14 protein-coding genes are annotated in these 13,183 nt (G+C 69.0%); 8 read left to right on the top strand and 6 right to left on the bottom strand.

All coding sequences use genetic code 11. The annotated features are described in order from the left end of the window. Positions 1-171 precede the first annotated feature (171 nt). From pyrH to QZX79_RS09445, 4 genes are all read left to right on the top strand, one after another. Positions 172-912, top strand: coding sequence for a UMP kinase (gene pyrH, locus QZX79_RS09460; RefSeq protein WP_120166713.1), 741 nt, complete (start codon positions 172-174; stop codon positions 910-912). A gap of 100 nt (positions 913-1,012) precedes the next feature. Further along, positions 1,013-1,570 carry a ribosome recycling factor gene (frr, locus tag QZX79_RS09455; RefSeq protein WP_120166711.1) on the top strand — a complete coding sequence of 186 codons (558 nt, stop codon included), beginning with the start codon at positions 1,013-1,015 and terminating at the stop codon, positions 1,568-1,570. 344 nt (positions 1,571-1,914) lie between these two features. Then, positions 1,915-2,802 carry a phosphatidate cytidylyltransferase gene (locus tag QZX79_RS09450; RefSeq protein ID WP_294567878.1) on the top strand — a complete coding sequence of 296 codons (888 nt, stop codon included), beginning with the start codon at positions 1,915-1,917 and terminating at the stop codon, positions 2,800-2,802. Between the two features lie 52 nt (positions 2,803-2,854). Then, a complete protein-coding gene (locus tag QZX79_RS09445; RefSeq protein WP_120166707.1) occupies positions 2,855-3,433 on the top strand; it encodes a DivIVA domain-containing protein in 579 nt (192 codons plus the stop codon). Here QZX79_RS09445 and QZX79_RS09440 read toward each other — a convergent pair. The 4 genes from QZX79_RS09440 to QZX79_RS09425 are packed head-to-tail and all read right to left on the bottom strand — an operon-like array spanning position 3,422 to position 7,313. Further along, positions 3,422-4,960: a cation acetate symporter gene (locus QZX79_RS09440; RefSeq protein WP_294567871.1), complete on the bottom strand. Its 1,539-nt coding sequence runs from the start codon at positions 4,958-4,960 to the stop codon at positions 3,422-3,424. The two genes, QZX79_RS09445 and QZX79_RS09440, sit on opposite strands and share 12 nt — an antisense overlap. Then, positions 4,950-5,378, bottom strand: coding sequence for a hypothetical protein (locus tag QZX79_RS09435; RefSeq protein WP_294567869.1), 429 nt, complete (start codon positions 5,376-5,378; stop codon positions 4,950-4,952). The genes QZX79_RS09440 and QZX79_RS09435 overlap by 11 nt, the downstream gene beginning before the upstream one ends. 11 nt (positions 5,379-5,389) lie before the next feature. Continuing rightward, positions 5,390-6,109 (bottom strand): LytTR family DNA-binding domain-containing protein, encoded by a 720-nt coding sequence (locus QZX79_RS09430; RefSeq protein WP_294567867.1) that lies wholly within the window; start codon positions 6,107-6,109, stop codon positions 5,390-5,392. A gap of 16 nt (positions 6,110-6,125) precedes the next feature. After that, positions 6,126-7,313, bottom strand: coding sequence for a sensor histidine kinase (locus QZX79_RS09425; protein ID WP_294567865.1), 1,188 nt, complete (start codon positions 7,311-7,313; stop codon positions 6,126-6,128). Between the two features lie 348 nt (positions 7,314-7,661). Between QZX79_RS09425 and QZX79_RS09420 the strand changes: the two genes are divergently transcribed. After that, a complete protein-coding gene (locus QZX79_RS09420) occupies positions 7,662-8,147 on the top strand; it encodes a DUF485 domain-containing protein (protein WP_294567863.1) in 486 nt (161 codons plus the stop codon). Next, positions 8,144-9,781, top strand: coding sequence for a cation acetate symporter (locus QZX79_RS09415; protein WP_294567860.1), 1,638 nt, complete (start codon positions 8,144-8,146; stop codon positions 9,779-9,781). Before QZX79_RS09420 ends, QZX79_RS09415 begins: the two co-directional genes overlap by 4 nt. 132 nt (positions 9,782-9,913) lie before the next feature. Here QZX79_RS09415 and QZX79_RS09410 read toward each other — a convergent pair whose 3' ends face one another. Beyond that, positions 9,914-10,186: a hypothetical protein gene (locus tag QZX79_RS09410; protein WP_294567858.1), complete on the bottom strand. Its 273-nt coding sequence runs from the start codon at positions 10,184-10,186 to the stop codon at positions 9,914-9,916. A gap of 182 nt (positions 10,187-10,368) precedes the next feature. Continuing rightward, positions 10,369-10,845 carry an Lrp/AsnC family transcriptional regulator gene (locus tag QZX79_RS09405; protein WP_294567856.1) on the bottom strand — a complete coding sequence of 159 codons (477 nt, stop codon included), beginning with the start codon at positions 10,843-10,845 and terminating at the stop codon, positions 10,369-10,371. 188 nt (positions 10,846-11,033) lie between these two features. Here QZX79_RS09405 and pdhA point away from each other — a divergent pair, with 188 nt between their 5' ends. Together pdhA and QZX79_RS09395 are read left to right on the top strand one after the other, a co-directional pair. After that, positions 11,034-12,173: a pyruvate dehydrogenase (acetyl-transferring) E1 component subunit alpha gene (pdhA, locus tag QZX79_RS09400; protein WP_294567853.1), complete on the top strand. Its 1,140-nt coding sequence runs from the start codon at positions 11,034-11,036 to the stop codon at positions 12,171-12,173. Next, positions 12,173-13,180 (top strand): alpha-ketoacid dehydrogenase subunit beta, encoded by a 1,008-nt coding sequence (locus QZX79_RS09395; protein ID WP_120166690.1) that lies wholly within the window; start codon positions 12,173-12,175, stop codon positions 13,178-13,180. The genes pdhA and QZX79_RS09395 overlap by 1 nt, the downstream gene beginning before the upstream one ends. Positions 13,181-13,183 lie beyond the last annotated feature (3 nt).

Raw genomic sequence — 13,183 nt, 5'->3', positions numbered from 1 at the left:
GCCACCGCCTTCGTCCGCTTCCGCGTCGGCGCGTAGGTCCGGACGTCGGATCGGTTGTAACAATGGAAAGGGTGGCCGCCCCTGGTGGCCACCCTTTTTCGCGCCCGCCCGGCGCACCGTATTCTTTTACAAACTGTGCAGAACGCACCGCTTTACGCCCTGGGAGGCATCATGGACAACCTTGAACCGGCAATCACGGGTGGCAAGAACGGACGACGGCGGGTGCTCCTCAAGCTTTCCGGCGAGGTCTTCGGCGGCGGCAAGCTCGGCGTCGATCCGGAAACGGTGAGGGCTGTATCCAAGCAGATCGCGGCCACTGTAGGCGAGGTGGAGGTGGCGATCGTCGTCGGCGGTGGAAACTTCTTCCGCGGCGCTGAACTCTCCCAGAGCGGGATGGACCGCTCGCGCGCCGACTACATGGGCATGCTCGGCACGGTGATGAACTGCCTCGCACTCCAGGACTTCCTGGAGCAGGAGGGCGTCGAAACCCGCGTCCAGAGCGCCATCACCATGGGCCAGGTTGCCGAGGCGTACATTCCCCGGCGCGCCATCCGCCACCTCGAGAAGGGCCGTGTGGTCATCTTCGGTGCCGGCGCGGGACTGCCGTACTTCTCCACCGACACCGTGGCGGCCCAGCGCGCGCTCGAGGTGCACGCCGATGAGGTGTTGATGGCCAAGAGCGGGGTCGACGGCGTCTACACGGCCGATCCCCATAAGGATCCCTCCGCCGAGAAGCTCATCACCCTCTCCTACGAGGAGGCCCTGCGCCGTGATATCCGGGTGATGGACCAGACCGCCATGACCATGTGCAAGGACAACGACCTGGAGATGGTGGTGTTCGGCATGGAGGGCGAGGGCAACGTCACGCGTGCCATCCGCGGCGAGAAGCTCGGCACGCGGGTCACCAACTAGCCCGCGGGCTCCGAATCCGGGCCCCGGGGTCCGGTCGGTGAACTAGGATTGAACACTGGACCGGTTGCCGGGCAACTGAACGCAGAGCTAAGGAGACATCGTGATCGAAGAGATCTTGCTAGAGGCCACCGAGAAGATGGACAAGGCCGTCGAAGCGGCGAAGGTCGACTTCGCGACTGTGCGGACCGGGCGGGCCAATCCTGCGATGTTCTCCAAGGTCATGGTCAGCTACTACGGCGCGCCGACGCCGCTGCAGCAGCTTGCCTCCTTCCAGAACCCCGAGGCGCGCACCCTGCTGATCACCCCGTTCGACCGGGCCGCCCTCAATGACATCGAGCGCGCCCTCCGCGACTCCGACCTGGGCGCCAACCCCTCCAACGACGGCAACGTCATCCGGGTGGTGCTCCCCGAGCTCACCCAGGAGCGCCGCAAGGAGTACGTCAAGCTCGTGCGCACCAAGGCCGAGGACGCGAAGATCTCGATGCGGAACATCCGCCGCAAGGCCAAGGACGGCCTGGACAAGGCCGTCAAGGACGGCGACGCCGGCGAGGACGAGGGTTCGCGCGGCGAAAAGGAACTCGACGCCCTGACGAAGTCCCACACGGACACCATCGACGACATGCTCAAGCGTAAGGAAGCCGAGCTCCTCGAAGTCTGATGCATGTTCCTAAGCCCTCAGTGGGCGGCAACGTCCCCTCGGGCGACGGCGCCGCCCGTGATACACCCGGTGCAAGCGCCCCCCGTCCGTCGGTTGCCTCGGCCGCAGTCCCGCGGGTGACCGGCGCCGTGCCGGCGGTCCAGGCAGCCGGCGCGGCTGGCACAGCCGGCACGGCCGCCGGACCCGGGACCAGTGGGGCCGGTGCCACCGCCTCCGGCCCCACGGATCCGACGCCGGACGTGCCGGCAACACCCGAGCCGCTCCCCGCCACCGTGCATCCCGGCACGTCCGGGACGCCGTCGCCCGCGGCTGCGGAGCCGGCCGGACCGGTGACCCGGCGCGAACTGCGTGAGGCACGCAAGCGCGGTCCCCGCCTCTTCCGCCGGTCACGCCGGCCGCCGCGCGAACCGGGAGCGCCCTCGCGGGCCGGCCGGAACCTGCCGGCCGCCATCGGGGTCGGGGTGGGCCTGATGATCCTGGTCCTTGGCGGCCTCCTCTTCTTTCCGCTTGCCTTCGTCGCACTGGTGACGGTGCTCGGCGTCCTCGGCGTCCTCGAGGTATCGCGCGCCCTCGCGGTGCGCCGCATCGGCATGCCCGTGGTTCCGGCGGTGGCCGCAAGCGTGGCACTGCCCCTCGCCGCCTACTACGGCGGCGCGGAGAGCCTCGCCTTCGCCTCGGTCTTCTCATTCCTGGCCCTGCTGCTGTGGCGGTCGCTCGACCCCGCACCGGGGGCGCCGCAGGCCGTGATGGCCGGCGCCTTCACCCTCCTGTGGGTGCCCTTCATGCTCAGTTTTGCGATGCTGCTCCTCCAGCTTCCCGGCGGGTACCTGCTCATCGCGACGCTCCTGCTGCTGGTCGTCGCCAACGACACCTTCGGCTACCTGATCGGCGTGCTGTTCGGAAAGCATCCCATGGCCCCGAAGATCAGTCCGAAGAAGTCCTGGGAGGGCTTCGGCGGTTCGGTCGGTGGTGCCATGGTGATCGGCGCGCTGTGCGCGGTCTTCCTGCTCGACCAGCCGCTCTGGGTGGGCCTGGTCCTTGCCGTGGCCATCGTTGCGGCGGCCACCGCCGGCGACCTGGCCGAATCGATGATCAAGCGTGAACTCGGCGTCAAGGACATGGGCACCATGCTGCCCGGCCACGGGGGAGTCATGGACCGGCTCGACTCGGTGGTCTTCGCCTCGCCGATGGCGTTCCTGCTGTCCGCTACATTTGTACCAGGGCTGATCTAGCGGACGGGGATTCCGCCAGCCTTTTTGGTCTCAGCAGAAAGACACAGGCACCATGGACGATGCTCGCCAGGGCAGCTCACCTTTTGCGCGCGTCGGCCGGCGCAGCTATGGCTACAACACCCGGCAGGTGGACCGCTTCCTGGTCCGGGCCCGCACCTTCTACAACAACGGCGAGTCCGGTGACGGTCCGATCACCAGCGCCCAGGTCCGCGCCATCGTCTTCGAACCGGCGAAGGGCGGCTACGAGCCGCAGGACGTCGACGCCGCACTCGACCGGCTCGAGGACGCCTTCGCCCAGCGGGAACGCGACCAGCTGATCGAGGCGAAGGGTGAAGACGCCTGGCTGATGCAGATCGGCCGCGCCTCCGCAATCCTGCGCGGCCGGCTCCACCGGGCCCCCGGCGAGCGTTTCCGCAGGCCGACCAAGAAGAAGGCGCTGAGCTACAACACCGAGGACGTCGACGCCCTGTGCGAGAAGCTCCTGCGGTACTTCGAGAACGATCTGCCGCTGAGCGTCGACGTGGTGCGCCGGGCCGTCTTCCGGGAGACCGTAGGGGCCGCCGGCTACGAGGAGAACCAGGTCGATGCCTTCCTTGACCGGGTCGTCGAACTCATGGCCTCAATCGACTGACGGCTCGGCCTTCGGGCCGGCAAGCCGGGGCCCGGGAGCCTCGGGTGTGTGAAGCCGCGCCAGCACGCGTGAGGTGCCCGCCGGCCGCCTGCCCCGGGTCGCCCGGGACACGACGATCATCACGAGGAACGCGGCCGGCACCGTCCAGAGCGCCGGCTGCCGGAGCCAGTCAAGGGACGCCGCCTCCGGGCCGAGAAGCGCAGCACTGAGGATCGAACCCCCGCACAGGACCGCGCCGGCGAGCATGCCGGCCACCGCCCCGGCGTCGGTCAGCCCGCGCCACCAGATGCCCAGCAGCAGCAGCGGGCACAGCGTTGAGGCGGTGAAGGCGAAGACCGAGCCCACGCTGCCGGCAAGTGCCAGCGAGTCGGTCAGCAGCGCCAGGACCAGCGGCACCAGGGTCGAAAGGACAGCGGCCCGGCGGAACCCCCGAACGCTGCCGGAGAAGAACTCCTGGCTGACGACGCCGGCCAGCGAGACCACGAGCCCGCTCGAGGTGGACAGGAATGCGGCGAACGCCCCCGCCGTGACGAACGCCGTCAGCGCATCCCCGGCGGCGCCGTCGAAGATCCTTCCGGGCAGCATCAGCACCGTGGCGTCGGCCGCCCCGGGCACGGCGAGGTCGGGGGTGTAGATGCGCCCGAGGATGCCGAAGAGGGTGGGGAAGAGGTAGAACACCGACAGCAGGGCCAGCACGATCAGTGTGGTGCGCCGTGCCGAGGCGCCGTCGGGGTTGGTATAGAAGCGCACCAGCACGTGCGGCAGCCCCAGGGTGCCGAAGAGCAGGGCGATCACCAGGGAACTGGTGCTGTAGAGGGAGGCGCCGGCGGTGGTGTTCAGGTCCGCGGTGAAGGCGGCGCCCCCGTCGGTCACGGGCAGGCCCTCCACGCCCAGGCGCAGCAGGATGAACACGGCGGGCACGGCCAGCGCCGTGAGCTTGAGCCAGTACTGGAAGGCCTGGACGAAGGTGATCGAGCGCATCCCGCCGCCCATCACGCCGGCACACACGACGACGACGACGGCGAGCGGGCCCACCCAGGCCGGCAGCCCGGTCGTGATGCTCACGGTGAGCGCGGCCCCGTGGAGCTGCGGCACGATGTACAGCCAGCCGACGACGATCACGAGCAGGCTGGTGACGCGGCGGGCCGGCAGGGATTCCAGCCGTGCCTGCGCGAAGTCGGGGATCGTGTAGGCCCCCGAACGGCGCAGCGGCGCGGCGACGAACAGCAGCAGCATCAGGTATCCGGCGGTGTAGCCGATGGGGAACCACAGGGCGTCGGTCCCGGAGATGAGGATCAGCCCGGCGACGCCGAGGAAACTGGCGGCCGAGAGGTACTCACCGCCGATGGCCGAGGCGTTCCACCAGGGCCGTACGGTGCGGGAGGCCACGTAGAAGTCGCCGGTGGTCCGCGAGATGCGCAGCCCGTAGATTCCGATCAGGAGCGTTGTCACCGCCACGAGCAGCAGGGCTGCGTATCCGACGGCGGGGTTGAGCCCGAAGGCGTCGCCCACCTCGTCAGCCCTCATCGATCAGCTCCTGGAACCGCTTTTCGTTGCGCGAGGCGCTGCGGACGTACAGGGCCGCGCACGCGATGGACAGCGGGTAGACCCCGAGGCCGAGCAGCAGCCAGGGCACGGGCACGGTGAGCACGGTGACCTCCCGGATCGAGGGAAACAGCCCGAGCAGGACCGGGATGCCGATCAGGATGATGAGGAACCCGCCGGCCACCACGAGCGCCAGACGCAGCTGGGACCGGATGAGGGAGCCGACGAAGACCTCGCCGACCGCCGAGTGTTCGGCCATCTCACGGGTCACCGGGTAGGTTCCGGTACTGGGCCGGGCGCTGGTGCGCGGCGCCGTGACCCGCACCCGGGCAGGGGGTCCGGAGCCGGGGCGCCCGGAGTCGGAGGCAGGGGGCGGCCGGTGCGGCTCGGGGGTGGTCATGGCGGGGCGGCCTAGTGGCCGGGCCGCAGGCGCGTCGCCTCGAGCTGCTCGCGGACCCCGGGCAGGTGCCTGCGGCTCACCGGCAGTTCAGCGTTGCCGACGGTCACGCTGGGGCGTCCGGCGCCCAGGCGCACCAGGCTCACCTGGTCCATGGCCACGAGGTAGGACCTGTGGATACGCAGGAAGCCTGCATCGGCCCACTGCCGTTCCAGGTCGTTCAGGGGAATGCGGATCAGGTAGCTCGCCCCGGCGGTGTGAAGCCGGGCGTAATCGCCCTGCGCCTGGACGTAGCGGACCTCATCGCGGCGGATCCTCCGGCTGATCCCGCCCTGGTCGACGGTGATGACCTCCGGTGCCGCAGCGCTGCCTTCGGCGAGCTCGCAGATGCGCCGGACCGATTCGGACAGCCGCTCCCGCCGCACCGGCTTGAGCAGGTAGTCGACGGCCCGGAGGTCGAACGCCTCAAGCGCCCGGTCCTCGTCGGCGGTGACAAAGACGACGGCGGGCGGCCGGTCGAGGGCGGCGATCGAGCGTGCGATATCGAGTCCGGACACGGCGGGCATGTGGATGTCGAGGAACAGGGCGTCGACGTCGGACTGCTCGAGGGTGGCAAGCACCTCGGCGCCGCTTGAGGCGCGGTGGATGGTCCGCACCCTGCTGTCCTGGGAGAGCAGGAAGGCGAGCTCCTCCACTGCAGGGAGCTCATCGTCGGCGATGACCACATTGACCATGATCTCTAGCGTACGCTCAGGCGCGGTTCCCGGGCTGGAATTTGGGGACCCGCAGCGTGATCAGGGTCCCAGCGCCGGGGGCGGTGTCGATGATCAGGCCGTGGTCGTCGCCGTACACCTGGCGCAGCCGCGAATCGACGTTCCGCAGGCCCACGTGCACCCCGTCGGCGTGGCCGGCGAGGACGGAGCGGAGATGGTCGGGCTCGATGCCCACGCCGTCGTCCTCGACGGTGACTTCCGCGAAGGTCCCGGCGTCGCGGGCGGTGATGGTGATGTGCCCGGTGCCCTCCTTCGACTCGAGGCCGTGCCGCACCGCGTTCTCGACGAGCGGCTGAAGGCTCAGGAACGGGATGACGGTGCCCAGCACCTCCGGGCCGATCTCGAGCCGGACCTTCAGCCGGTCACCGAAGCGGGCGCGCTCGAGGAGCAGGTACCGGTCGATGCTCTGGAGTTCCTCGGCCACGGTGGTGAAGTCGCCGTGGCGCCGGAAGGAGTACCGGGTGAAGTCGGCGAACTCGACGACGAGGTCGCGGGCGCGCTGCGGGTCCGTGTTGATGAACGACGCAATGGCGTTGAGCGAGTTGTAGATGAAGTGCGGGCTGATCTGGGCGCGCAGCGCCCGGACCTCGGCCTCGATCAGCAGCCGGCGGGAGGAGTCGAGTTCTGCCAGCTCGACCTGCGTCGAGACCCAGCCGGCCAGTTCGTTCGTTGCGCGCACCAGCCCGGCATTGGCCTCTGCGGCGAAGGCACCGACGGTGCCCACCACCCGCTGGTCCACCCGGACCGGCGCGACGACGAGCTCGCCCAGGCCGGTGATGCCCGCCTGCTCCAGCTGGGGCCGGCGTACGATCTGCGTGCGACCATTCGCCAGCGATCCGCCGATCGCGTCCATCACCCCGGCCGGGATCGTGCGAGCGCCGTCCCAGCCGAGCACGGCCGCCTCATCGGTAATCATCAGGGTGTCGCACCGCAGCAGGCCGCGGAGGTGGCGGCTCGCCTTGGACGCACCCGCCGGGGTCAGTCCCTCCCGCAGGTGCTCGGAGGCGAGCGCCGCGGTGTGGAGGGTGGTGTAGGTGGCGCGGTCGGCGTCGGATCCGAGGTCACGGAAGGAGCGGGACAGCCGAAATCCGACCGAACCAACGACCGCCAGGGTGATGGCGGCGACGGCGAACACCAGGGCGGTGTCGACGGCGGGGCTGACCATGGCTCTACAGTAATGGCTCGGTCCACGACGGGCGGCGGGTCCGCCGCCGGGCAGGCCCGCAGCTCAGGGGCCGGCGCCGATTACTCCGTTGCCATCCCACTTCCGTCATCCGGTGGTGGCACCCCGGCCCGGCGGGGGCCGCGGCGTTCAGGGGCCCGGTCCGGACGGTCCGAGGAAATGCGCGGCTGACCGTTCGGCGCAGCGCGCCGCCCGTTGGGCGCGGGACTGGTGCGCAGCGCTGGAAAAGCGCCCCGGCGCGAGTGAGAGTGAGTGAAGTCACATCGCAGGTCGACCCTGCCCGGCACTGCCGCCGGCACCGCAGGGAAAAGTCCAAGCAGAGGAGGAACAATGGGTTCGCACCCAATCGAACCGGACGGGGGATCGCCGGGCCCGGACGGCGGAACTCCGGACACCGGCCGGACCGACGGCGTCCCGGCACACCAGGCGGCCCCGGCGGCCGGTGCGCACACCGCGGGTACGGCCGCCCGGCCCGCCGTCGATTTCACGGAGGTCCAGGAGGCCGAGCAGTTCCGCGAACTGCGCAAGCGGCACCGCAGCTTCGTCTTCCCCATGGCGGTGGCATTCCTGCTGTGGTACTTCGCCTACGTGCTGCTGGCCGACTACGCCCACGAGTTCATGGCCACCCCGGTCTTCGGCAACGTCAATATCGGCATCCTCCTCGGGCTGGCGCAGTTCGTCAGCACGTTCGCCATCACCATGTGGTACGTCAGCTACGCCAACCGGCGGCTCGACCCCATCGCAGCCAACCTTCGGCACGAGCTTGAGAGTGCCGCCCCCGAAGCATTCAGCGATCCGACAGGCGGGAAGAAATGATCAGCCCCCTCACCGCAGGTCCGTTCCTGCCCCTGCAGACCACCGAGTCGACCCGCGTCGGCGAGCCCTGGCTGAACATCACGATCTTCGGCCTGTTCGTCGCGATCACCCTGGTGATCGTGCTGCGGGCCAGCCGCAACAACAAGACCGCGGCCGACTACTACGCCGCCGGCCGCTCCTTCACCGGCCCGCAGAACGGGACGGCAATCGCGGGAGACTACCTCTCCGCAGCCTCCTTCCTGGGCATTGTCGGCGCCATCGCCATCAACGGCTATGACGGGTTCCTCTACTCCATCGGCTTCCTCGTCGCCTGGCTCGTGGCCCTGCTGCTCGTTGCGGAACTGCTGCGCAACACCGGCAAGTTCACCATGGCCGACGTCCTCTCCTTCCGCCTGCAGCAGCGACCGGTCCGCATCGCGGCGGCCATCACCACGCTCGCTGTGTGCTTCTTCTACCTGCTGGCCCAGATGGCCGGCGCCGGCGGCCTCGTCTCCCTGCTGCTGGGCATCGACGACCGCGTCGGCCAGTCACTGGTGATCGCCGTCGTCGGCATCCTCATGATCATCTACGTCCTGATCGGCGGCATGAAGGGCACCACCTGGGTGCAGATCATCAAGGCCTTCCTCCTGATCACGGGCGCGTTCATCATGACCGTGTGGGTCCTCGCGCTCCACGGGTTCAACTTCTCCACCCTGCTCGGCGCGGCCATCGAAACCTCGGGCAACGCGGCGATCACCAGCCCCGGCCTGCAGTACGGCATGACCGGCACCACTCGACTCGACTTCATTTCGCTGGCGCTCGCCCTCGTGTTCGGCACCGCGGCCCTGCCGCACGTGCTGATGCGCTTCTACACCGTGCCCACGGCCAAGGAGGCCCGCCGCTCGGTGGTCTGGGCCATCTGGCTCATCGGCGCGTTCTACCTGTTCACCCTCGTGCTCGGCTACGGCGCCAGCGCCCTCATCGGTGCCGAACGCATTCTTGCGGCACCGGGTGCGGTCAACTCTGCGGCCCCGCTGCTCGCCTTCGAGCTCGGCGGCCCGCTGCTGCTGGGGCTGATCTCGGCCGTCGCGTTCGCCACGATCCTCGCCGTGGTGGCAGGCCTGACCATCACCGCGGCGGCCTCGTTCGCCCACGACATCTACGCGAACGTCATCCGCCGCGGCAAGGTCGATCCGGACGGCGAGGTCAAGGTCGCACGGCGCACCGTCGTCGTCATCGGCCTGCTCTCCATCCTGGGCGGCATCGGTGCCTCGGGCCAGAACGTCGCGTTCCTGGTGGCCCTGGCCTTCGCCGTCGCGGCGAGTGCCAACCTGCCGACCATCCTCTACTCGCTGTTCTGGCGGAAGTTCAACACCCAGGGCGCCATGTGGAGCATGTACGGCGGCCTGGGCTCGGCGATCCTGCTGATCGCGCTGTCACCGGTCGTCTCCGGCGGCGAGACGTCGATGATCAAGGGGGCGGATTTCTCGATCTTCCCGCTTAACAACCCCGGCATCGTGTCGATCCCGCTGGCCTTCTTCCTCGGCTGGCTGGGGACCACGCTGTCCAAGCGGACCGAGGATCCCCTCGTCCAGGCGGAGATGGAGGTCCGCTCGCTCACCGGTGTGGGCGCCGAAAAGGCGGTCGACCACTAGGGCACGGGAACCAACCTTCCCGACCCGCATCGACGAAGGGCCGCAGCACCCCTGGGGGTGCTGCGGCCCTTCAGTGTCCGGGCGGGAACGGCCGGTCCCTGCCGTGCCGTGCCATGCCGTGGCGATTCCGCGCTAGTCGCTGGGGCTGATGTCCGTCGTCAGTTCCCGCTCGTCGGTTTTCTCGCGGTCCTCCTCCTCGGCGGGGCCGGCCGCGACGTTGAGCCCCGGAGCCTCCTCGGGCTCGCCGGACTTATCGGCGCCGCTGAAGTTGAAGTCGAGGTTGGCGGAGCCATCCGCATCGTCGCCCGGGGCCGTCTGCTCGGTCCGTTCGCGGGTCAGGGGTGTGGTTGGTTCAGTGAGTCCGTCACGGACCGGGCTTGAGGGGTCTTCTGATTCGGGGGCCATGGTCTACTCCTTCGCAGGCGTGGTTGCACCTGTGCTGTGCGCTGTTCCGCCGGGGTACCCGGCGGTGTTTCGACCCTAGCCCCGGCCGGGATCAACCAAAAGGGGAAAGAGAAGTGTGCCCGCCGGGGCCGGCCGCGGTAGGGGCCCTCCGACGTGCCGGACGTAGCCGCTGCGGGCGCCGGTCAGGACGGCGGCCGCGGCCCGCGGTGCAGCAGGGGCTCGACCCGGAAGGGAACGAGCTCACCCATCGCCAGGGACGTGTCGCAGCGTTCGACGCCGTCGCAGGCGAGGATCTTCCCGTTCACCCGGAACAGGTCCTCGGCGTCCGCCGAGACGACGCGCACGAGGATGTCGGCCTGCCCGCTGAGGCCGTACGCCTCGATCACCTCCGGGATCTCGCTGATCCGGGCCGTGATTTCCGCAAGCTTCTGCTGCTGGACGTGGACGTGGATGAATGCCATCAAGGGATAGCCCAGGGCGGCGGGATTGATGCGCCGTTCGAAGGGAAGGAAGACCGATTTCTGCTCGAGCCGGGTCATGCGTGCCTGCACCGTATTGCGGGAGAGGCCGAGTTTTTCGGCAAGGGCGACGACGGTCCTCCGGGGGTCCTTGGCCATCGCGAGGAGCAGGCGGAGATCGGTGCCATCAAGGGGTTGCATACTGCGCAACGCTAACACGCCCGGACCGCGCGGAATAGAGCATAATGCTCAGTGAATAACATTTCGGTTGTGCCACGTGTGGTGTGTGAGTAGTGTCACAGGTACTTCGGGTAATGGCGCCCGGGGTGTCCTGGAGGTGCTGCGGCGCCGCGGACGGACCGGCCTGACAGTGAAGGCGAAGTGCAATTGTGGCCCTAAAAAACATCGAATCCGTTCCCGGTGGCCCGGGGGAGCCAGGCTCCGGACTCATCCAGCTGATCACCGCCGACGGCGTCCGCGTTCCGGAACCGGCCTACGACGCGCTCGTCGCCGACATTGACGGCGCCGCGCTGCAGGGCCTGTACGAGGACATGGTCGTCGTCCGCAGGATCGACTCCGAGGCCACGGCGCTCCAGCGCCAGGGAGAACTGGCACTGTGGCCTCCGCTGCTCGGCCAGGAGGCGGCGCAAATCGGCTCGGGCCGCGCGCTGCGCAGCGATGACTTCGTCTTCTCGAGCTACCGCGAGAACGCCGTCGCCTATTGCAGGGGAGTGGACCTCACCGACATCCTGCGCGTCTGGCGGGGCAACGCCTCCTCCGGCTGGGACCCCTACGCCATCAATATGGCCACGCCCCAGGTCATCATCGGAGCGCAGGCCCTCCACGCCACCGGCTACGCGATGGGCATCCTCAACGACGGCGACGACGCCGTGGCGGTCACCTACTTCGGCGACGGCGCCACCAGCCAGGGCGACGTCAACGAGGCGATGGTCTTCGCAGCGAGTTTCCAGGCCCCGGTTATCTTCTTCTGCCAGAACAACCACTGGGCCATCTCCGAGCCGGTCGGGCTCCAGGCCCACGTGCCGATTGCCAACCGCGCCCCCGGTTTCGGCATCCCGTCCGTGCGGGTTGACGGCAACGACGTGCTCGCCTGCCTCGCCGTCACCCGTCAGGCCCTCGCCCGGGCACGCTCCGGCGGCGGCCCGACCTTCATCGAGGCGGTCACCTACCGGATGGGCCCGCACACCACCGCGGACGACCCTACCCGGTACCGTGACGCCAACGAGCTCGAGGACTGGGCGGCGAAGGACCCGCTGAAGCGCCTCGAGGCGCACCTCGACTCGCTGGGCCTGTTCGACGAGGCCTTCACCGCCGCCGTGAAGGCCAAGGCCGACGCCGTCGCCGCCGAGCTGCGCGCCGGCTGCCTGGGCATGCCCGAGCCGGCACCGTCGGACGTGTTCAAGCACGTCTACAGCACCCCAAATTCCTGGCTCGACCGCCAGCAGGACCACTACGAGCGGTACCTTTCATCCTTTGCCGACAGCGCATCCTCCGACGGGAGCTCCTGATGTCCACTCTTACCTTCGGCCGCGCGATCAACGCGGGCCTGCGCCGGGCCATGGACAACGATCCCAAGGTGATCCTCATGGGCGAGGACATCGGCAAGCTGGGCGGTGTCTTCCGCATCACCGACGGGCTGCAGAAGGATTTCGGCGCCCACCGGGTCCTTGACACTCCGCTCGCCGAGGCCGGGATCATGGGCACCGCCGTCGGCATGGCCTACCGCGGCTACCGGCCCGTCGTCGAGATCCAGTTCGACGGCTTCATCTACCCGGCGTTCGACCAGATCGTGTGCCAGGTCGCGAAGATCCACTACCGTACCCAGGGCGCGGTGAAGATGCCGATCACCATCCGGGTTCCCTTCGGCGGCGGCATCGGGTCCCCGGAGCACCACTCGGAATCACCCGAGGCGTACTTCACCCACACCTCCGGCCTGCGCGTGATCAGCCCATCGAACCCGCAGGACGCCTACACGATGATCCAGCAGGCCATCAGCTCCGATGACCCCGTGCTGTACTTCGAGCCCAAGCGCCGCTACCACGTCAAGGGCGAGGTCGACGAGGGCTCTGACCCGGCGGCCTCAAGCATGGAGAAGGCGCGCGTCGTCACCGAGGGCTCCGACGTCACGCTGGTGACCTACGGGCCGCTGGTTCCCACCGCGCGCGACGCCGCGGTGGCCGCCGGCGACGACGGCGTCTCGGTGGAGGTCATCGACCTGCGCTCGCTGGCACCCATCGACTTCGAGACCGTCGAAGCCTCAGTGCGGAAGACCGGGCGTCTCGTCATCACCCACGAGGCCGCGCAGTCCGGCGGACTCGGAGCCGAGATCGCCGCGAGCATCACCGAGCGGTGCTTCTACCACCTCGAGCACGCGCCGGTCCGGGTCACGGGATTCGACATCCCCTATCCGTACTCCAAGCTCGAATTCCACCATCTGCCGGACCTCGACCGCATCCTCGACGGCGTCGACCGCGTGCTCGGCCGGCCCAATTCACTGAGCGGACTCGAAAGGTAGTGG

It is taken from the genome of uncultured Arthrobacter sp. (genome assembly GCF_902805515.1).
Lineage (GTDB): Bacteria > Actinomycetota > Actinomycetes > Actinomycetales > Micrococcaceae > Arthrobacter_D.
This window is presented reverse-complemented; position numbering and strand designations above follow the sequence as displayed.

Coding starts and splice junctions, on each gene's coding strand:
- pyrH (WP_120166713.1), top strand. CDS start 172: ATGGACAACCTTGAACCGGCAATCACGGGTGGCAAGAACGGACGACGG.
- QZX79_RS09445 (WP_120166707.1), top strand. CDS start 2,855: ATGGACGATGCTCGCCAGGGCAGCTCACCTTTTGCGCGCGTCGGCCGG.
- QZX79_RS09440 (WP_294567871.1), bottom strand. CDS start 4,960: ATGAGGGCTGACGAGGTGGGCGACGCCTTCGGGCTCAACCCCGCCGTC.
- QZX79_RS09435 (WP_294567869.1), bottom strand. CDS start 5,378: ATGACCACCCCCGAGCCGCACCGGCCGCCCCCTGCCTCCGACTCCGGG.
- QZX79_RS09430 (WP_294567867.1), bottom strand. CDS start 6,109: ATGGTCAATGTGGTCATCGCCGACGATGAGCTCCCTGCAGTGGAGGAG.
- QZX79_RS09425 (WP_294567865.1), bottom strand. CDS start 7,313: ATGGTCAGCCCCGCCGTCGACACCGCCCTGGTGTTCGCCGTCGCCGCC.
- QZX79_RS09420 (WP_294567863.1), top strand. CDS start 7,662: ATGGGTTCGCACCCAATCGAACCGGACGGGGGATCGCCGGGCCCGGAC.
- QZX79_RS09415 (WP_294567860.1), top strand. CDS start 8,144: ATGATCAGCCCCCTCACCGCAGGTCCGTTCCTGCCCCTGCAGACCACC.
- QZX79_RS09410 (WP_294567858.1), bottom strand. CDS start 10,186: ATGGCCCCCGAATCAGAAGACCCCTCAAGCCCGGTCCGTGACGGACTC.
- QZX79_RS09405 (WP_294567856.1), bottom strand. CDS start 10,845: ATGCAACCCCTTGATGGCACCGATCTCCGCCTGCTCCTCGCGATGGCC.
- QZX79_RS09395 (WP_120166690.1), top strand. CDS start 12,173: ATGTCCACTCTTACCTTCGGCCGCGCGATCAACGCGGGCCTGCGCCGG.